At 46.4% G+C, this 18,659-nt stretch carries 17 protein-coding genes; 9 read left to right on the forward strand and 8 right to left on the reverse strand.

The window, feature by feature from the left end:
* The first annotated feature begins 71 nt into the window (after positions 1 to 71).
* Positions 72 to 329 (forward strand): 30S ribosomal protein S20, encoded by a 258-nt coding sequence (gene rpsT / locus ACFPIB_RS12735; protein ID WP_378017842.1) that lies wholly within the window; start codon positions 72 to 74, stop codon positions 327 to 329.
* Between the two features lie 278 nt (positions 330 to 607).
* On the opposite strand, the gene pyk is transcribed toward rpsT, so the two are convergent.
* Together pyk and ACFPIB_RS12745 are read right to left on the reverse strand one after the other, a co-directional pair.
* The gene (pyk, locus tag ACFPIB_RS12740) at positions 608 to 2,041 is read right to left on the reverse strand and encodes a pyruvate kinase (RefSeq protein WP_378017843.1); all 1,434 of its coding nucleotides are present in this window, start codon (positions 2,039 to 2,041) and stop codon (positions 608 to 610) included.
* A 4-nt stretch (positions 2,042 to 2,045) separates the two neighbouring features.
* Entirely contained in the window at positions 2,046 to 2,474 is a 429-nt protein-coding gene (locus tag ACFPIB_RS12745; RefSeq protein ID WP_378017844.1) for an IPExxxVDY family protein, read from the reverse strand.
* Between the two features lie 191 nt (positions 2,475 to 2,665).
* Between ACFPIB_RS12745 and ACFPIB_RS12750 the strand changes: the two genes are divergently transcribed.
* The 5 genes from ACFPIB_RS12750 to lgt all read left to right on the forward strand — a co-directional run bounded on the left by ACFPIB_RS12750 (position 2,666) and on the right by lgt (position 8,080).
* Positions 2,666 to 2,902: an acyl carrier protein gene (locus ACFPIB_RS12750; RefSeq protein WP_026462992.1), complete on the forward strand. Its 237-nt coding sequence runs from the start codon at positions 2,666 to 2,668 to the stop codon at positions 2,900 to 2,902.
* 71 nt (positions 2,903 to 2,973) lie between these two features.
* Positions 2,974 to 4,221, forward strand: coding sequence for a beta-ketoacyl-ACP synthase II (fabF, locus tag ACFPIB_RS12755; protein ID WP_378017845.1), 1,248 nt, complete (start codon positions 2,974 to 2,976; stop codon positions 4,219 to 4,221).
* A 2-nt stretch (positions 4,222 to 4,223) separates the two neighbouring features.
* Positions 4,224 to 4,955, forward strand: coding sequence for a ribonuclease III (gene rnc, locus ACFPIB_RS12760; RefSeq protein ID WP_378017846.1), 732 nt, complete (start codon positions 4,224 to 4,226; stop codon positions 4,953 to 4,955).
* A gap of 226 nt (positions 4,956 to 5,181) precedes the next feature.
* On the forward strand, positions 5,182 to 7,047 hold the full coding sequence (gene nadE / locus ACFPIB_RS12765; RefSeq protein WP_378017847.1) for an NAD(+) synthase: 1,866 nt from the start codon (positions 5,182 to 5,184) through the stop codon (positions 7,045 to 7,047).
* Between the two features lie 157 nt (positions 7,048 to 7,204).
* Positions 7,205 to 8,080: a prolipoprotein diacylglyceryl transferase gene (gene lgt / locus ACFPIB_RS12770; RefSeq protein WP_378017848.1), complete on the forward strand. Its 876-nt coding sequence runs from the start codon at positions 7,205 to 7,207 to the stop codon at positions 8,078 to 8,080.
* Between the two features lie 101 nt (positions 8,081 to 8,181).
* On the opposite strand, the gene ACFPIB_RS12775 is transcribed toward lgt, so the two are convergent.
* The 4 genes from ACFPIB_RS12775 to yidD form a co-directional block, all read right to left on the reverse strand.
* Positions 8,182 to 8,319 carry a hypothetical protein gene (locus tag ACFPIB_RS12775; protein ID WP_378017849.1) on the reverse strand — a complete coding sequence of 46 codons (138 nt, stop codon included), beginning with the start codon at positions 8,317 to 8,319 and terminating at the stop codon, positions 8,182 to 8,184.
* Between the two features lie 47 nt (positions 8,320 to 8,366).
* Positions 8,367 to 8,732, reverse strand: coding sequence for a histidine phosphatase family protein (locus tag ACFPIB_RS12780; RefSeq protein ID WP_378017850.1), 366 nt, complete (start codon positions 8,730 to 8,732; stop codon positions 8,367 to 8,369).
* A 131-nt stretch (positions 8,733 to 8,863) separates the two neighbouring features.
* Complete coding sequence (locus ACFPIB_RS12785) at positions 8,864 to 9,730, reverse strand: hypothetical protein (protein WP_378017851.1); 867 nt, start codon at positions 9,728 to 9,730, stop codon at positions 8,864 to 8,866.
* Between the two features lie 88 nt (positions 9,731 to 9,818).
* A complete protein-coding gene (yidD, locus tag ACFPIB_RS12790; protein ID WP_378017852.1) occupies positions 9,819 to 10,040 on the reverse strand; it encodes a membrane protein insertion efficiency factor YidD in 222 nt (73 codons plus the stop codon).
* A 177-nt stretch (positions 10,041 to 10,217) separates the two neighbouring features.
* On the opposite strand from yidD, the gene ACFPIB_RS12795 reads away from it, so the two are divergent.
* The 3 genes from ACFPIB_RS12795 to ACFPIB_RS12805 all read left to right on the forward strand — a co-directional run bounded on the left by ACFPIB_RS12795 (position 10,218) and on the right by ACFPIB_RS12805 (position 15,722).
* The gene (locus ACFPIB_RS12795; protein WP_378017853.1) at positions 10,218 to 12,497 is read left to right on the forward strand and encodes a S46 family peptidase; all 2,280 of its coding nucleotides are present in this window, start codon (positions 10,218 to 10,220) and stop codon (positions 12,495 to 12,497) included.
* A gap of 279 nt (positions 12,498 to 12,776) precedes the next feature.
* Positions 12,777 to 13,589, forward strand: coding sequence for a PorV/PorQ family protein (locus ACFPIB_RS12800; RefSeq protein ID WP_378017854.1), 813 nt, complete (start codon positions 12,777 to 12,779; stop codon positions 13,587 to 13,589).
* Positions 13,590 to 13,592: 3 nt separating this feature from the next.
* On the forward strand, positions 13,593 to 15,722 hold the full coding sequence (locus ACFPIB_RS12805; protein WP_378017855.1) for a ComEA family DNA-binding protein: 2,130 nt from the start codon (positions 13,593 to 13,595) through the stop codon (positions 15,720 to 15,722).
* A gap of 370 nt (positions 15,723 to 16,092) precedes the next feature.
* Here the strand turns inward: ACFPIB_RS12805 and ACFPIB_RS12810 are convergent, their stop codons facing one another.
* Positions 16,093 to 16,578, reverse strand: a complete 486-nt coding sequence (locus ACFPIB_RS12810) for a hypothetical protein (protein ID WP_378017856.1) — start codon at positions 16,576 to 16,578, stop codon at positions 16,093 to 16,095.
* 93 nt (positions 16,579 to 16,671) lie between these two features.
* Entirely contained in the window at positions 16,672 to 18,600 is a 1,929-nt protein-coding gene (locus tag ACFPIB_RS12815; protein WP_378017857.1) for a peptidylprolyl isomerase, read from the reverse strand.
* Positions 18,601 to 18,659 lie beyond the last annotated feature (59 nt).

Here is an 18,659-nt window from a genome sequence, read left to right on the forward strand (position 1 = left end):
TTTAAAAATTAACTTGCTATATTTGCAGACTCATTTGAAAAACGAAATTTAATTTTTGAAAATAAGTAACCATGGCTAATCATAAGTCGGCATTAAAAAGAATCAGAGCAAACGAAAAGAAACGTCTTCTGAACCGTTATCAGGCAAAATCTACCCGTACTGTAGTTAAAAAACTGCGTGCTACGAACGATAAAAATGAAGCTGTTGAGCTTTTCAAAACTGCTTCTTCTATGCTTGATCGTTTAGCTAAGAAAAACATCATTCACAAAAATAAAGCTGGTAACACCAAGTCTAAACTGGCTAAATTTGTGAACAAACTGGCTGCTTAATTTTAAGCCTCCTTTAGTTTTGCAAAACGCTATCATTTTTCGGGTAAAAAATAATGTTTTCTAATTACTGAAAATAATTACTGGTTTCCGGAAATGAAAGATATAAAGCCTGATCGTGCAAACGGTCAGGCTTCTTTGCGTTTTTAGTTTTTCAGGTCAAAAGCATAGCGTTTTTAAGGAAGAGGAATTTCATAAACCAAAAACGGTATCCAAAACGCATAAAAAAGTCGGGCCAATTTCTCAACCCGACTTTTTCATCTCAAAAGCATAGCGTTTTACTACACAATGCTCAGTTTTATCATGTTGGTTTTCTTGTGCGCATTTACCGGCATACCCGAAGTGCTGATGAAAACGTCGCCGGGTTTTACGTGTTTGGTAGCCAGTAAAATGCGTTTAATATCTACCACAGTTTCGTCGGTAGTAGATACGCTGAATTTGTTGTAGTAGAAACCGCGCACGCCCCAGAGTAAATTCAGTACGTTCAGCAAACGGCGGTTGTCGGTAAAGATAAACAGGTTGGCTTTAGGTCGGTGCTTGGCTAATTGAAATGCCGTATAACCCGATTTGGATAAACCTACAATAGCAACCGCATCGGTATCGCGGGCCAAATTTACGGCGTTAGCTACAATGCTATCGTTATAAAAAGTTTCGGATTGCGGGTTGAAAACAAAGTTCCGATGAAAAATATCGGCGTGGGTTTCTACGCTTTCAATGGTTTTATTCATACTCCGGATGGTTTCTACCGGGTATTGTCCCGAAGCTGTTTCGGCGCTTAGCATTAAAGCATCCGCACCGTCCATCACCGCGTTGGCAATGTCGTTGGTTTCGGCGCGGGTAGGCCGCGGCGCCAGGATCATGCTTTCCATCATCTGGGTAGCAATAATTACGGGTTTACCAGCGCAGTTGGCTCTTTCTACCAGGTCTTTTTGGATCATCGGCACTTCTTCCATGCCCACTTCCACGCCCAGGTCGCCGCGCGCCACCATAATGGCGTCGCAAACCTGCACAATACCATCTATGTTTTTAATGGCTTCCGGTTTTTCGATCTTCGCAATTATTTTGGCTTCCTTACCGCGGGCTTCAATTATTTCGCGCAGGTGCACAATGTCTTCTACTTTGCGCACAAACGAAAGCGCCACCCATTCCACGTCGTGCTCAAGGCCAAATTCCAGGTCGCGCAGGTCTTTTTCGGTAAGCGAAGGCGCGGAAACTTTGCTGTGCGGCAGGTTTATGCCTTTGCGGGGTTTTACGGTGCCGCCATAAATTACATCGGCCGTTACTTCGGTTTCGTGGTCGGTGTCTACTACGCGCAGCTCTATTTTACCATCGTCTATCAGCACCGAATCGCCTACGCGCACATCTTTGGCCAGATCTTTATAAATGGTTGAAAGCCGGCCCGGCACGCTGGGTACATTATCGCACACAATTTTGAGCCGCTGACCGGGAACAATTTCCAGGCTACCCCCTTCAATTTCCCCTAAACGGATCTTCGGCCCTTGCAGATCCTGCATCAGGCAGATGTTTATTTTGTGCTCCTTGTTTATTTCGCGCACGTTCTGTATCACTTTCAGGTGGTCTTCGTGCGTGCCGTGCGAAAAGTTAAGCCGGAAAACATCTACCCCTTCTTCAATTAAGGCGAGTAGCATTTCTTTGGTATTGCTGGCCGGGCCAACAGTGGCAATAATCTTGGTCTTATTAAAACTTATCTGCATTCGGTTAAAAAATGAGGTTGTCTTTAAACTGCAGGGCGTTCGGGTCGAATTGTTTTACGTACTGCACCAGCGGCACCATATTGAATTTGCGCAAAAGTTCCTGCGGGCAAAATCTGTCGAAAGCACCCGAGATCTGTACCACGTAATCGTATTCTTTTATATCCGGCACCAGAAAAGGTTTTTTTAGTGTGCTCAGGTCTACGGATTTATTGCGGAAAAGGCGAATGGAATAATGCTCGGTGCGGTGCAGGTAATTGGAAATAACTAGCCGGCCTTTGCTTATAAAGTCGAAGCAAAGATCTTTTTGTTTGATAAGCCGCAGGTTAAAATACTGATTCATAGCCCAGGCCAACGTATATTCCTTGCTCGACGAAACAATGCCATACAACTCAAAGTCGTATTCGTAATCAAGGTCCAGGCGAAGGGTTTTCATGGGCAGCAGTCAGATTGTAAAACGGTAGCGTTCGGGGCGTTAAAAGTAATAACCTTCTGGACCATTCGGGAGTAAACGCCCGAAAAGATTTATCCACAAACAATATCCACAAACTAATAAAGTAAATTTGTTTGCGAATATTTTATTTAATCCATTTATTTGCATTTAGTTTTAAACCCAATAGTAAGAAAATGTCAGAAATCGCAGAAAAAGTAAAAGCAATTATCATCGATAAGTTAGGTGTTGAGGAGTCTGAAGTTACTCCTGAGGCAAGCTTCACCAACGATCTGGGTGCCGATTCCCTGGATACAGTAGAGCTTATCATGGAATTTGAAAAGGAATTCAACGTTTCTATTCCAGATGATCAGGCTGAGAACATTGGTACTGTTGGTCAGGCGATCAGCTACCTGGAAGAGCACGCCAAATAGTTCTCTTTTTTTATTGCAATACTGCTACTAATTCAAATTACCTAATTAACCAACCCCTCTAACAAAAGCTTATGGAGCTTAAGAGAGTAGTTGTAACAGGCCTTGGCGCACTTACTCCACTTGGAAACAACGTTCAGGAATACTGGACCGGCTTATCTAACGGGGTAAGTGGCGCGGCGCCTATTACCCGTTTTGATGCTTCTAAATTCAAAACGAAATTTGCCTGCGAAGTAAAAGGATACAATCCCGAAGATTATTTCGATCGGAAAGAAGCCCGTAAAATGGACTTGTTTACGCAATTTGCCATGGTTGCCAGCGACGAAGCAATTCGCGATGCGAACCTGGAAAGCGTAAGCAAAGACCGCGTAGGCGTAATTTGGGGTTCCGGAATTGGTGGCCTCCGTACCTTTCAGGAAGAGTGTATTGCATTTGGCCGGGGCGATGGAACGCCGCGTTTCAATCCTTTCTTTATTCCCAAAATGATCGCTGATAGCGCTTCCGGCAATATCTCGATCAAAAATGGTTTCCGCGGCCCGAACTTTATTACAACTTCGGCCTGCGCCTCTTCTTCCGATTCTATTGTGGCGGCTTACAACTATATCCGGTTAGGAATGGCCGATGTAATTGTAACCGGTGGTTCTGAAGCTGCTATTACCGAAGCCGGTATTGGTGGATTCAACGCCATTAAAGCCATGAGCGAGCGCAACGACGATCCGCAAACGGCTTCCCGCCCTTACGACAAAGACCGCGACGGTTTTGTACTGGGTGAAGGTGCCGGTGCACTTGTTCTGGAAGATTACGAACATGCCAAAGCCCGCGGTGCTAAAATTTACGCCGAAATTATTGGCGGCGGCCTTTCTTCCGATGCTTACCACATAACAGCTCCGGACCCAACCGGCGAAGGTGTGGTTTTGGTAATGCAAAACGCACTGCGCGATGCCGGTATTAAACCGGAAGAAGTAGATTATATCAATACGCATGGCACCAGTACACCGCTCGGCGATGGCGCTGAAGTTACTGCCATTCAGAAAGTATTTGGCGAACACGCTTATAACCTGAACATTAGCTCTACCAAAAGTATGACTGGTCACCTGTTAGGTGGTGCTGGTGGTATTGAGGCGGTTGCAAGTGTACTGGCTATTACGCACGGCGTAGTTCCTCCAACCATCAATCATTTTACCGACGATCCGGACCTGGACCCGAAACTCAACTTTACCTTCAATAAGGCGCAGACCCGCGACGTGAAGATCGCGATGAGCAATACCTTTGGTTTTGGCGGGCACAATACTTCGGTTATTTTCCGTAAAATTAACGACTAACTTTGCCATTTAAACCAGTTACCGGTTTTATAAACAGGCTTTTTTCGCAGGATAAAGCATTATCTGCCGCTATAAAGCAAATAACCGGCCTGGAGCCTCAGAACGTGCGGCTTTACCGTACGGCGCTCACGCATACCTCTGTATTAAAGCAAACTTCTGCCGGTCGTCATGAAACGAACGAGCGGCTGGAGTTTCTGGGCGATGCTATTCTGGGTGCCGTGGTAGCAGAATTCCTCTACAAAAAATTTCCTTACAAACAGGAAGGTTTCCTCACCGAGATCCGTTCGCGCATTGTAAACCGCGAAATGCTGAACTCAGTTGCGATCCGGATCGGGCTCAATACGCTCGTTAAAACCGATCAGGGTAGCAATAATTTTCGCTACAAATCTATAAACGGCAATGCGCTGGAAGCTTTGGTCGGGGCTATTTACCTCGATAAAGGGTACAAAACCACGCGCCGGTTTATTCTGGATGTGCTCGTAAAACCGCACATCGATGTGCATACACTGGTAACCACCACCACCAATTTCAAGAGCAAGCTTATTGAATGGGCGCAAAGCCAGAATAAAAACATCCGGTTCGAAGTGGTGAATGTGAAACCGCAGGGCAACGTTACCGAATTTACTTCCGAAGTTTTTCTGAACGACGAACCGGTTGCTTTAGGTCACGGTCATTCCAAGAAACGCGCCGAACAAGCTGCTGCCGAAAAAGCCCTGCAAGCGCTGGACGTATAGTTTTTCGGCTTAAATCCCACCCGTTTTTTTTTTTCATCGCTTTCCTGATTTTCTTTCCTTCAATACCTGCCAGATTCCGGTTTCTAACCATTATTCAGTTTTTCAGCTTAAAATCATAGCGTTTTTGCTAATTGCTATTCATTAATTACGAATCGCTAAAAAAATCGTCGGCAACCGCTAACTTGCGTTCGCGTAATTCTGAACTTCAAGAAAACCCGAAACGCTTATGCTTTTAGCTGCCGCTGCCCTCAATCAAACCCCGCTCGACTGGCAAAATAACCTCGCCAACATTAAAAACGCTATCGAAAAAGCCCGAAAAAGTAAGGCCGATCTGTTGCTGTTGCCCGAGCTTTGCATTACCGGCTACGGCTGCGAAGACCTTTTCCTGACGGAATGGCTGCCCGAGGAAGCGTTTGAGAAACTGCTGGAAATTAAAGATTGGTGCGAAAACATTACCGTAGCCGTTGGTTTACCGATCCGCTTCCGCGACCACGTAATTTATAATACGGTCTGCGTTATTCAGAATAAAGAAATTACCGGATTTACGGCGAAGCAATTTCTAGCCAATGATGGTGTGCATTACGAGCCGCGCTGGTTTACAAGCTGGCCGGCCGGGCAGGAAACTACGTTTGAGAAATTCGGGAAAACCTATAAAATTGGCGACCTGGTTTATGACTTGAAAGGCGTCAAGTTTGCGTTCGAGATCTGTGAAGATGCCTGGCGCGGCGATGATCGTCCGGCGGGAAAGCATCAGCAGCGCGGCGTACAGTTAATTCTGAACCCGAGCGCCAGCCATTTTGCCATGAGCAAAACCGATGTGCGTTATCATTTGGTTGTGGATGCTTCGAAGAAATATAATTGCGCTTATGTCTATGCCAATTTACTCGGAAACGAAGCCGGCAGAATGATCTACGACGGGGAAATTCTCATCGCACAGAACGGCAACCTGATCATGCGGAACCAACTCCTGAGTTTCAAAAGTGTGGATCTGGAATGCGGGAAAGTAGATTTTGAAAATCCGTTGCCGCTAGTTGCAGAAGTTGCGCCGCTGGAAACGGTAGATGAAAACAAGGAATTTATTGCGGCTATAACGCTGGCACTTTTCGATTATTTAAGAAAAAGCCGGAGCCGTGGTTTTGTGCTTTCGTTGAGCGGCGGCGCCGATTCTTCGGCTTGTGCGGTGGCTGTGGCGGAAATGGTAAAACGCGCTTTGAACGAATTGGGTCTGGAAGAATTTGCACGTAAACTGAACGTGTTTTCAGCCGAAGATCTGCAAAAGCTGGAATTCCTGAACGACTTCGAAAAACAGCAATTCCTGACCGGAAAATTATTGACAACCGCTTACCAGGGAACTGTAAATTCTTCCGACGATACTTTCCGGAGTGCCGAAGAACTGGCAAAATCTATTGGCGCCGTTTTCTTTAACTGGGGAATTGACGAGGAAGTGAAAGGCTACATTGGGAAAATTGAACACGCCATTGGCCGCGGACTTACCTGGCAAACCGACGATGTAACGCTGCAAAATATTCAGGCACGGGTACGGGCTCCGGCTATCTGGATGCTGGCCAACATCAACAATGCGCTTTTAATGGCTACTTCCAATAGGAGTGAAGCTGCCGTTGGTTACGCTACCATGGATGGTGATACATCTGGAAGTATTTCGCCGTTGGCAGGCGTAGATAAAGCATTTCTGCGCCAATGGCTTATCTGGGCACAGCAAAATCTGGGTTACGAAGGTTTGCAATATGTAAATAACCTGCAGCCAAGCGCCGAACTCCGGCCGGCCGAGCAAACGCAAACCGACGAGAAAGATCTGATGCCCTACCCGGTTTTAAACCAGATCGAGCGTTTGGCATTTTACGAAAGACTAGCGCCGGAGCAGGTTTTTGAACGCATGAAAGCAGACGTAGAACCGGAAGCGCTGAAAATGTACATCAAGCGATTTTATGCTTTATGGAGCCGCAATCAATGGAAGCGGGAACGCTATGCACCATCTTTTCACCTCGACGATTATAATTTAGACCCAAGAAGCTGGCTGCGTTTCCCGATCTTAAGCGGTGGTTTTCTGGAAGAACTGAAGAAGCTGAATTGAGTTTTTGCGGTAAAAATGGAAGCGTTTTTAGATTAGGACCTGGTCTGAAAACGCTATCCTTTTCACCGCAAAAACTCATTAGTAACCAAACCAAAACCTTTCAAACTTTCCCTCCCGAATAATAAATCGTAATTTAGCCCCGCATTTAAAATAGCACATGGGAATTTTAGCTTATATAACCTGGGACGTGAGCCCGGAAATTTTTACGCTCGGGCCGCTTACGGTACGTTGGTACGGTCTGCTTTTTGCGCTGGGTTTTGTGATTGGGCAGCGCATTCTGAGTAAAATCTATCAGGCGGAAGGCCGCACAGAAAAAGATGTGGATATTATTACCATCTACATGATCGTGGGAACAGTTTTAGGCGCGCGTTTGGGCCATTGCTTGTTTTACGAGCCCGAATATTACCTCAGCAACCCGATAGAAATTCTGAAGATCTGGGAAGGCGGTTTGGCAAGTCACGGCGCTACGGTTGGTATTCTGCTGTCGCTTTATTTGTTTGCCCGCAAATTTAAACTGAACTACCTCTGGGTGCTGGATCGCATTGTAATTGTGGTGGCTTTGGGAGGGGCTTTAATCCGGTTGGGTAACCTGATGAATTCCGAAATTATTGGAAAAGTAAGCTACGTGCCGTGGGCGTTTAAATTTGTGCAAAACAACGAAATTATAAACGGCGTGGCCGCTAACCTGCAACCGCGCCACCCAGCCCAGCTTTACGAATCCATTTCTACGTTCCTGTTGTTTTTATTTACTTACTGGCTCTGGAGCAAACGCAAAGCCCTTACTCCAAACGGCACAATTTTCGGGCTTTTCGTGGTAATTCTGTTCACGCTCCGCTTCCTTTACGAATTCCTGAAAGAGAACCAGGTAGATACAGAAGATTATTTGCTGCAAACCATTGGTATGAATATCGGGCAGTTGTTGAGCATTCCGCTGGTAATTATCGGCATCATCATCTGGATCTGGGCTACCAAAAATCCGCGTTACGGTTATAATGCCAAAACGGAAGCAGAACTGAATAATGCGGTGAAGTGATCTTCCAGAAAAATATTTTTTACAAAAAGAAAACCCCGGCTGGTTAGAAGGCCGGGGTTTTTGCGTTCAAAGTGGTAGCGTTTTCTGCCTGAAAAGTCTGGTCAATTTCCGTAGCGCTTAAATGTTGCCGAGGCTTCGCCTTTTTCCGGAATGGTAACTTTAAACAAATAATTATAATCCGATTCGGTTAATTCCGGAACGGGTCGCTTTGCTTTAAATGCTTCTATCAGTTCCAGCACGGAGTTCGAATGCCCGATTATCAGTACGGCCTCGTTGCGGTTTTCTTTCAGAATTTTTTGGTTATGCCTCCGTAATCATGGGCTTCGTATTGTTGAACAGCTAGGTTCCGGGCTTTGGCCAAAGGTTCGGCGGTTTGTTTGGTGCGTTTGTAATTGGTGCTGTAAATGGCCGAAATGTCTTTGTTGAGCAGAATCTCTTTCAGGGCTTCCGCACGGGCTTTTCCGGCAGCATTCAGGTCCGGATCGTCCGGATGGTTGGTGCTTTTTTCGGCGTGGCGGACAAGGTAAACTATGGTTGCCTTTTCGTTTTGAATTTTCTGGTTTTCAGGATTGGCATTCGTTTCCTTACTTACGCAGCTTATCAGCCAGGTTAGGTTAAGCAGCAACAGGAAAATTTTCAGCAGATGTCTCATGCTTTAAAATACAAAAACCGGCGCAACTTGTTTAAAGTCACAGCCGGTTTTTATTCAAAAAATGATACTGTTTTTATCAGTAGGGAAATTGATTTTGCAATTATTGCCAATTACAAAAATAGCGGAGTAGCTTAAAAATTATACTGGAAGATCTGGCCGCCTTCGTTAGTAAATATCAGCGTATTGCTGTCTTTAAAAACCAGGCCTTCGGTTTGCCCTACGTTGCCTAAACTTATGGTTTGCGGGTTGCCATTAAAATAATTGGAACCGGAAACCTGGAAAATATGCAGTTTGCCTACGCTCATAAGTACCAGCTGTTTACCATCCGGACTTAAGCCGGCCCCGGTAATTTTTTCGTTCATAGGTTTGGTAGCAACTAACTGAGCCGTGTGGTCTCCGGGAGAATCGGGGAGTTTATAAAGCCGGGCTTCGTTGCTGTTGTTGCGGTCTTTGGTAACCAGATACAGGTTGCCGTTATTCCAGAAAATGGCTTCACTGTCGAAACTGGTAACTGGTTTTTTAGCCTTTTTGCCTTTTTTACTTTTACCGGCTTCCGGTTTATCATCGTAACTGAAACTGATCACTTCGGCGCGGCCGGGGTTCGCGGCGCTTACTTTGTAAACTTTCAGGTCGGTGCGTTTACCGTTGTTATTTCCGGTGTCGGCAATATACACGTGGCCATTATTGTCGCCGGTCAGGTCTTCCCAGTCTTCGTTGGTGGCGCCGGAAATGGTATAACTTTTAATCAGTTTGCCGCTTTCGTTTACCTTAAAAAGTACTGCCGGAGCACCGCCGGCGCCGTGGTCGTTATGCGTAAAATACATGCCAGGTTCCGCTGCTTTTGCCAAGCCCGAACTTTCGTTTACCTGCGAAGGCAATTGGCCCAGCGGCGTAACCTGCTTGGCCAGTTCCCAGCTGCCGCGGGTATAAACATTGTAGCCATAAATAAACGGTAGGGAAATTACCATTAAAACTACCAGTGCTTTTAAAAACTTCATATTCATAATTCTGATTTTAACTTTATCGGAATTATTTTATACGTGTTTTTTTGCACCGAAGATTAACGGAATCGTGTGGTTTGCAGGTTTACGGAACCGGATCGTAACCGCTTTCGCCCCAAGGGTGGCATTTGGAAAGCCGCTTTAACGCCAGTTTCCCGCCTTTAAAAGGGCCGTGTTTGGTAACCGCTTCGGCTGCATAACCAGAGCAGGTAGGCGTAAACCGGCAGCTTGGCGGCTTTAGCGGCGAGATCATACGCTGGTAGATCCAGATAACAGCAAGCAGAAATTTCTTAAATAAATAGTTCATAATCGAACAGTAAAAAGCCCGCAATCGGACAGCAAAAAGGCCTGTAAAAATGAGAAATTTGGCCTACATTTGCAGCTAATACCTAAAAAGGATTTTGAAAGGGCTTTAGTTCGTTTTTATTTCGGGCTTCGGCATTTTCAAATTCTACTTCATCAATTTTCACATTTTTTAAAAATTATGACCAAAAAATTCTTTTCCCTTTTGCTGGTTGCGGCTTTGGGCCTCACCAACCTAGCAAAAGCCGACGAAGGTATGTGGTTGCCATTGCTGGTTAAGCGCCTTAACCACGTGGATATGCAGAAGCAAGGCCTGCAGCTTACCGCCGAAGAAATTTACGACATCAACAATGCCAGCTTAAAAGATGCCATTGTGCAGTTTGGTGGTTTCTGTACGGCTGAATTCATTTCTAAAGAAGGTTTGTTATTAACCAACCACCACTGCGGTTACGATGCTATTGCGGCTCGTTCTACCCCGCAGGCCGATTATTTAACCAACGGTTTCTGGGCGGCCAGCCGCGACAAAGAGCTTGCTAACCCGGGCCTTTTCGTAGATATTCTGGTGCGCATGGAAGACGTAACGCCAAAGGTACTGGAAGGCATTACTGCCCAGACTTCGGAAGCAGATCGTGCTAAAATGGTTTCTGAGCGCATGAAAGCCCTGGCAACTGAAGCAAAAGGTTCTGAGAATTACGTGACTTACGTTCGCGATTTCTTCGCCGGCAACGAGTTCTATTTATTCGTTTACGAGCGTTATTCCGATGTGCGTTTAGTAGGTACGCCGCCGTCCGCAATCGGTAAATTTGGTGGCGACACTGATAACTGGATGTGGCCACGCCAAACCGGCGACTTCTCCATGTTCCGCGTTTACGCTGATGCCAACAACAAGCCAGCTGCTTATGCCGCAACCAACAAACCGTACCAGCCTAAAAAACACTTACCGGTTAACATTGGTGGTGTAGAGAAAAACGATTTCTCGATGGTATTTGGTTTCCCGGGCCGTACACAGCGTTTCATGACTTCCGAAGGCCTGAAAATTGCGGTTGAAACTTCTAACCCGGCCCGTATCAAACTGCGCGGCAAACGACTGGAAATCCTGAAAGCAGATATGGACAAGAGCGATGCTGTTCGTCTGAAATATGCTTCTGAATACGCTTCTATCAGCAATTACTGGAAATATTTCCAGGGCCAGAATGCCGGCGTAAAACGCATGAAAACAGTAGAAGGCAAAGTAGAGAACGAAGCGAAATACAATACCTGGGCTTCGGCCGATGCAAACCGGAAAGCTTCTTACGGCAACGTTTTAGCTGATATTAACAAAGCTTATGGTGAGCAGAAAGAATATACGCTGAGCCAGGTTTACCTGAGCGAAGCTGCTTTAGCGCCGGCTGCTGCTAAATTTGCGCTGAACCTGGTACCATTACAAAAAGCACTGAAAGAAGGCAAAGCTGAAGATATTAAGAAAACTGCCGATGCGATTAAAGCAGCCAGCAAAGAATACTTCGAAGGCTTTAACGTGCCAACCGACGAGAAACTGTTCGCGGCTATGTACCAGATGTACTACAACGACGTTCCGAAGAACCAGCACCCGGATATTTTCAAAACCGTGGAAAGCAAATACAAAGGCAACTGGAATAAATTTGCTGCTGAAGCTTACAAAAAGACATTCTTAACTTCCGAAGCAAAACTGAACGCTTTCTTAGCTAAACCAACGCTGAAAGCTTTAGAGAACGACCTGATCTTCAAAACAGCTTCTTCGGTTTACACCAATTACACCACCAACATTGCGCCTAAATTAATGGCTTCTAAAGCCAGCATGGACAAAGCAACCCGTTTATACGTTGCCGGTCTGCGTGAAATGCAAGCTGATAAAGTTTTCTATCCGGATGCGAATTCAACCCTGCGTTTAAGCTACGGTACCGTGAAAGACTATGAGCCACGCGACGGCGTTCATTACGCCCACTACACCACCGCGCAAGGTATTCTGGAAAAAGAAGATCCGAAAGACGAAGAATTCATCGTACCGCAGAAACTGATCGACCTGATCAAAGCCAAAGATTTCGGCCGTTATGCTGATAAAAATGGCGAGCTGCCGGTTAACTTCATTACCGATAACGATATTACGGGTGGTAACTCCGGTTCTCCGGTAATCAACGGCCGTGGGGAACTGATCGGTCTGGCATTTGACGGTAACTGGGAAGCAATGAGCGGTGACTTGGTTTATGATAAAGATTACAAGCGTTGCATTAACGTAGATGCGCGTTACGTACTTTTCGTAATCGACAAATTTGCTGGTGCGGGCCACTTGGTAAACGAAATGACACTGGTTACCACTCCAAGCCCTTCCGGCGACCAGACGGTGAAACCAGTTGAAGCCATTACTGCCGATAAAATGGAAGTGAAGGTGAAAGAAGGCAAGGTGAAAACCAAAACCAAAAAAGAGAAAAAGAAGAAAAAATAGTTCTTCCTTTTTATAAAAGTAAAAGCCCCGGAAAAATCTTTCCGGGGCTTTTTTTTGCAGTGTAGAAACGTAAGAACTTACGTCTCCACGCATTCCCGATCAAATCAGTCCAGAAAAATTCCCTGAAAAATACTGGTCGAAATAACTGACGCGTTTTCTGACGCAATACCGGGAGACATAAGATCTTTCGTCTCTACAAATGTCCTAAACCTAAATCTTAACATTTTACGTAAAACCGGTTTGTTAAATTCTTCCGGCTAAAAAACGCTATCCTTTTGCATGAAAAAACTCCTTCTGTTTATGCTTGCCATTCTGAGTTGGGATGTAGTTTTTGCGGGCAACGATCACATTCCGGTTGGAGCCCGGGCGGCGGCGCTCAGCAATGCAACTGTCGGAATTTCGGATGTGTGGAGTTTGCATAATAACGTAGCGGGTATTGCCGGCCTGGAAAAGAAAGAACTAGGGGCTTTTGCTGAAAACCGGTTCGGGCTGAAAGCTTTTACTTCGGTGGGTTTATTAGGCGCCATGAAAATCCGGAAATCGGGCGGAATTGGCGCGGAACTTTACCGTTTCGGTGATAAACTTTACAACGAACAGCGTTTGGGAATTGGTTATGCGCATAAAATAGGGCAGGTGCGTTTGGGTTTAAAAGCCGATCTGTTGCAGGTGCACGTAGAAGAATTCGGCAGTAAACGCGTCGTTGCTTTTTCTTTTGGCGGACAATCGGAAGTGGTGCCGGGTTTGGTAGTTGGCGCGCATATTTACAATTTCAATCAGGCAAAAATGGCCGAATTTGCCGATGAACGGGTGCCAACCGTAATGAAAGCGGGCATTTCTTACCGGCCCGGCAAAAAAGTAATGCTGAACGCCGAAACCGAAAAAGACCTGGAACTAGATGCTGATTTTAAAGCCGGACTGGAATACCAGGTGATCGAAAAATTAGCGTTGCGCACCGGTTTTTCTACTTTAAAACAGGCTGCTTCGTTTGGCGTTGGTTTTGCGGCGCAAAGGTTTCAGGTAGATTATGCTTTAATTTCGCAGAGCCGGCTTGGTTTCAGCAATCACGTTTCGGTGGGTTATAAATTCGAATAGCCTATGCCGAAACCGATACTTTTTACGCTGTTTTTCCTACCGTTTTTTCTGGCTTTTGCGGCGCAGGCGCAGGAATTTCCGCGGCGAGAAGTAAACCTCGATCTTTTTGTGCAGGAGCTTTTTTCGCAGCAGCAAGATAAAGACCTGCCTTACGAAGATATTTATGAAAACCTGCTGCAATTTTACCAGAACCCCATAAACCTGAACCGCGCGAACCGCGAAGAACTGAGCTCGCTTTTCATTCTTTCGGAAGTACAGATCACGGCTTTGTTTGAGCATATAAACCGCACCGGCGGCCTGCTGAGCATTTACGAACTGCAAACCATCGAAGGCTTCGATCTGATAACCATTAATAAATTGCTGCCTTTTGTAACGGTGCAGGAAATGGGTTTGCAAGCCGACCGGCGGCCAATTTGGGAAAGAATTCGGGCGGAAGACAATAATTATCTGCTGGTTCGCTACGAACGCTCGTTGCAGGAAAAGAAGGGCTATTTGCAGCCAACTATTAAAAGCAACGGCCAGGAAACTTCGCATTATAAGGGTTCGCCAGATAAACTTTTAATGCGTTACCGCGTGGCGCACACCCGCGATTTCAGCTTAGGTTTTACCTTGGAAAAAGACGCCGGCGAACAATTTATTTTTGATGATAAAACGCACCGCTACGGTTTCGATTTTTATTCGGGGCATTTCCAGTTATACGATAAAGGCCGGTTGAAAACGCTGGCCGTAGGTGATTATCAGTTGTCTTTCGGGCAGGGTTTAGTGTCGGCTTCGGCATTTGGCGTGGGCAAGGGCGGCGAAACCATTACAACTACACGCCGTTCCGATCTGGGAATCAGGCCTTACACCTCTACGCTGGAAAGTGCTTTTTTTCGCGGAGCAGCGGCCACGTATGCATTAACCAATACCCTGAACTTAACTGGTTTTTATTCGCGGAAAAAAGTAGATGTCAGTTTTCAGTTGTTGCAGGATTCGCTGGACCAGCTGAACGAACAAATTTCGCTGGGTGATCTGGAGTCGAGCAGCCTGCAGGAAACCGGTTTTCACCGCACCGATACCGAAATTGCGCGGAAGCATAACGTAACCGAACAGATATCCGGCGCTAACCTGGCTTATTTTAGCAAAAGTCGTCGGGCATCGGGCGGTTTCACGGTTTTCAATTCCAGTTACAGCGTGCCGCTTTTGCGTTCCGATGCGGCTTATAACCGTTTCGAATTCCGGGGCAGAAACAATTTGCTTTTAAGTGGCTATTACAGCTATAACTGGCGCAACGTGAATTTTTTCGGCGAAGCTGCTCGTTCCCAAAGTGGTGGGTTAGGGCTGGTGCAAGGGCTGATGGCGAGTTTAACGCCGCAGGTGGAAGTGGCCCTGTTGTACCGGAATTATGCCCGCGATTTTCATACGCTTTACGGCGATGGCTTTTCAGAAAATACGCGACCAATCAACGAAAAAGGCTTTTATACCGGCTTAAAAATTCGTCCGGCCAGCCGTTGGGAACTGACGGCTTATTACGACCGGTACCGGTTTCCGTGGTTGCGTTATGGGGTAAATGCTCCTTCCGGTGGCGACGAGTATTTGTTGCGGCTGCTTTATAAACCAAGCAAACTGGCTACGATCTACGGCCAATTCCGCACGGAAAATAAAGAACTGGAAGAACCTGAAAGTTTGCAGCAAATACCGGGTTTGACTCTGGCTACGCGGCGTAATTATCTGCTTTCCGCCGATTTTGCACCTACCGGCCGTTTAAGTTTGCGTTCTCGCCTGCAGTTCAGTAGTTATAATTTAGAGCATGGCGAACGCACTACCGGTTATTTGCTGGCGCAGGATGTAAACCTGGAATTCAAGCGTTTCCGGATCGGTTCGCGCTACGCCGTTTTCGATACCGACGATTCGGAAAACCGCCAATACGTAACTGAGAAAGATGTTTTGTATGCGTTTTCTATTCCTTCCTTCAGCGGTTTAGGAACCAGAATCTATACCGTTTTGCAATACAGTTTTTCCCGGAAAATGGATGTTTGGCTGAAGCTGGCGCACACGCATTACCGCTACCAGAAAACCATCAGTTCCGGCCTGGAAGAAATTCAGGGCTCACGCCGGACGGATGTGCGGGCGCAGGTTCGCTATCGGTTTTGAGTTTTGTTGTTCGTTGTTCGTTGTTCGTTGTTCGTTGTTCGTTGTTCGTTGTTCGTTGTTCGTTGTTCGTTGTTCGTTGTTCGTTGTTCGTTGTTCGTTCAATTTTTAGCCTTACAATTTACAGCACAATTTCTAACTAATCAATAGAAGCTATCTCATTAATACACCTGTCATCCTGAACGCGAGTGAAGGACCTTGTCGGGTCTCAATAGAAACGTCGCTACAAAGAGCCAACAAGTTGTTTCGCTATCGCTCAACATGACAAACCTATTTATGAGATAGTATCTATTCGCTCCTGAGTTTTGGCAATAAAAAAGCTACCGTTTTGCTTCTGAAAACGGTAGTTTTTTTTGTGAAAAAACCGGCTTGTTTACTTTTTCTTCCGGCTGGTTTTCCTGGTTTTTGTAGGGGCTAATTTTTTGAAGGTCTGGTTGCTGCCGGCATCGTTGTAACCGCCAGCTATGTATAACTGATTGGCAGAAACGGTAAGCGGGCCTTCTTCCAGAAATTCTCTTGCCGGGTTGTTGCCGCTGGTATCGCTAAACGAGATCACGATATAATCGGTGGGTTTGCTAACGGTATAAGCGTAAGTCCCAACCAGTTTCCCGTTCCTGAAAACCAAAGCCTGGTTATCAGGTTTGAACGTTACGGTAATTTTATAGCCGACGGTTGCCGGGGTTTTTACATTCGGTTTTGAACCACGGGTTGCAAAACTGGTTTCGGTCCATTCCCAGGTGCCGTTCAGCATTTTTACAACTTCGGTCAGGTTATGGGCGGTGGTATCGGTTTGGGCCATGGCGGGTTTTAAACTGAAGATCGTGGCAAATAAGAGCAGGAACGTAAATAGCTTTTTCATAGGAATAATTTTTTTGGTTGTAAAGTGAAAGGCGAATTTGGTGCCAGTTTTTAAGGCTCAAACCATAGCGTTTCCTGAAAAGATTTGAAAACGTTATGGCAGCAATTCCACCTTCTCAATTTTATCGCTTATCTGCAACTGGTGCACCACTTCCATGCCCGAAACCACTTTGGCAAAAATAGTATAACGGCCATCTAAATGCGGTACGCGGTTGTGCGTTATGAACCACTGGCAGCTTTCGGTGTCTTTGCCGGCGGAAGCTAAACCAACCGTGCCTTCCTCGTAATGCAGATCGGCGAATTCAGAACGGATGGTGTAATCGGTGCCGCCCCAGCCATCGCCGCGCGGGCAACCGCCCTGCGCCACAAAATTCGGCACTACTCTGTGAAAATTCTTTCCATTGTAGAAACCTTGTTTTACGAGTTCTGCGAAATTGGCTACCGAGCCCGGCACATCTTCCACAAATAATTGCAGCGTGATATCGCCTTTGCTTGTTTTTAGCAGTGCTTTCTGATCGGCTTTCAGGGTTTGCACCAGCTCCCAGTTTATAGGGTGCGATGTTGGGTTTTGGGGTGCCGGCGGCGCGGGTTTTTGTTCGAAAAAGGCAAGCGTTTTTTGCAGTTCAATATACGTTTCTACGTCGCGCGGCAGCTGAATTTTGCTTTGAGCGGTTTTCAGAAAATCGTAGTTCGGGAAAGTTTGCCGGAAGTTCAGCGTCGGTTCGCGAAGTAAGGTCGCAACCGTGCCAACCAAAGCCACGTCGCCGGAAGCAATGGCGCGCTTCATGGTTTCGTTGAACGAAGGTTTCAGCTTTTCGGGGAAATCAGGATGTTTACGCAAATTGCTCAGCGCTTCTATGCCATAAGTTGAAATTACCGTGTTCTGCTGCGCGGCAAAGGTTTCTTTTTCCAGAAAAAAATAACTGTTCGGGTCGTTGCTTAAAGCGTTCAGTAAAGCGCCTTTTTCGTAAATATTGGAAGTTTGCGCATAGCGGTTCATGATCTCCGTACGTAGTTTTTCGGGGTTTTTAGTAGCTTTTAAAGCCGCGCCCAGCAATAAAGCGCGCGTGCGCCAGTCGGTTTGTTTGTTGGCTGCATCCTGCAATGTCTGGGTTTCTTCCTGTGGCTTGGCGCTGATAATTTCGGCTGCTGTTAACGTAACGTGCGGATTTTTATCGGAAAGCGCTCCAAACAGAATATCCTGGGTAAGCACAAAATCGAACGAATTTAAAGCCCGCAACGCACTTAGCCTTACCCGGTAATCCGGATCTTTCTGCGCAATTCCGCCCAGCGTTTCCAGGGTTTCCGAAGTCTTGGTTTTGCCCAATGCAGTAGCGGCCGCAGCGCGTACGCTGGCCGATGCATCGGTTAAAGCGGAGGCCTGAATAAACTTGAAATGCGGACTGAGATCGGCTTTGCCGCTACGCGCCAGCGTTTGCGAAGCAGCCATACGAATCTCGCGGGTTTGCCCGGTGGTTAAAAATCTGGCAGCTTTTGCAAGCGCTGTTTCCGGAAGCGGGCGGCGCAGGGCCACGCGGAATAAGCCCCACATATGGCCTGCCTGCAAAACCGTATCCGGTGAGAAAAAATTGTTCAGGAATTTAATACCATCATCGGTAGCCACTTTTCCGAGCGCTTCCAGCATTTCGGCGCGGGCTTGTTTTTCGTTTTCTCGGCCAATAGCGCTGAGCAGCGGGTATTGCGCCGTAGAATCCAGGGACTGGCCAAGGGCATAAGCAGCTTTCTGGCGAACTTCGGCAATTGGGTCGGAGAGGAGCGTGGCGAGTTGCGGAATGCTACCTTTATCCTGCAAAGAAGCAAAAGCAAGAGCAGCTTCGGCCCGGTTCTTCGGGTTTGGATCCTGAAGAAAGGGCAGTAACTTCTGCGCGTTCCGTTCATCCTGGTAAATATGGATCTGGCGCAGGTTTTTATCCTGAAATTTGTTAGTAACCTTGCTTTGCGAAACCGGTTTCTGACAGGCAAAAACCAGGAAGAGTAAAAAGCAACCGGCGTATTTTTTCATAGGAGGCGGAAGTTTAGATGAGCGTAAACCAAGCGGCACTTTTACGGGCATTTCAGATA

Source organism: Adhaeribacter terreus, assembly GCF_042657365.1.
Taxonomy (GTDB): domain Bacteria; phylum Bacteroidota; class Bacteroidia; order Cytophagales; family Hymenobacteraceae; genus Adhaeribacter_A; species Adhaeribacter_A terreus.

Excerpts from the sequence above, each read along its gene's own strand:
- rpsT (WP_378017842.1), top strand. The coding sequence starts at position 72 with ATGGCTAATCATAAGTCGGCATTAAAAAGAATCAGAGCAAACGAAAAG.
- pyk (WP_378017843.1), bottom strand. The coding sequence starts at position 2,041 with ATGCAGATAAGTTTTAATAAGACCAAGATTATTGCCACTGTTGGCCCG.
- ACFPIB_RS12745 (WP_378017844.1), bottom strand. The coding sequence starts at position 2,474 with ATGAAAACCCTTCGCCTGGACCTTGATTACGAATACGACTTTGAGTTG.
- ACFPIB_RS12750 (WP_026462992.1), top strand. The coding sequence starts at position 2,666 with ATGTCAGAAATCGCAGAAAAAGTAAAAGCAATTATCATCGATAAGTTA.
- fabF (WP_378017845.1), top strand. The coding sequence starts at position 2,974 with ATGGAGCTTAAGAGAGTAGTTGTAACAGGCCTTGGCGCACTTACTCCA.
- nadE (WP_378017847.1), top strand. The coding sequence starts at position 5,182 with ATGCTTTTAGCTGCCGCTGCCCTCAATCAAACCCCGCTCGACTGGCAA.
- lgt (WP_378017848.1), top strand. The coding sequence starts at position 7,205 with ATGGGAATTTTAGCTTATATAACCTGGGACGTGAGCCCGGAAATTTTT.
- ACFPIB_RS12780 (WP_378017850.1), bottom strand. The coding sequence starts at position 8,732 with ATGAGACATCTGCTGAAAATTTTCCTGTTGCTGCTTAACCTAACCTGG.
- ACFPIB_RS12785 (WP_378017851.1), bottom strand. The coding sequence starts at position 9,730 with ATGAAGTTTTTAAAAGCACTGGTAGTTTTAATGGTAATTTCCCTACCG.
- yidD (WP_378017852.1), bottom strand. The coding sequence starts at position 10,040 with ATGAACTATTTATTTAAGAAATTTCTGCTTGCTGTTATCTGGATCTAC.
- ACFPIB_RS12795 (WP_378017853.1), top strand. The coding sequence starts at position 10,218 with ATGACCAAAAAATTCTTTTCCCTTTTGCTGGTTGCGGCTTTGGGCCTC.
- ACFPIB_RS12800 (WP_378017854.1), top strand. The coding sequence starts at position 12,777 with ATGAAAAAACTCCTTCTGTTTATGCTTGCCATTCTGAGTTGGGATGTA.
- ACFPIB_RS12805 (WP_378017855.1), top strand. The coding sequence starts at position 13,593 with ATGCCGAAACCGATACTTTTTACGCTGTTTTTCCTACCGTTTTTTCTG.
- ACFPIB_RS12810 (WP_378017856.1), bottom strand. The coding sequence starts at position 16,578 with ATGAAAAAGCTATTTACGTTCCTGCTCTTATTTGCCACGATCTTCAGT.
- ACFPIB_RS12815 (WP_378017857.1), bottom strand. The coding sequence starts at position 18,600 with ATGAAAAAATACGCCGGTTGCTTTTTACTCTTCCTGGTTTTTGCCTGT.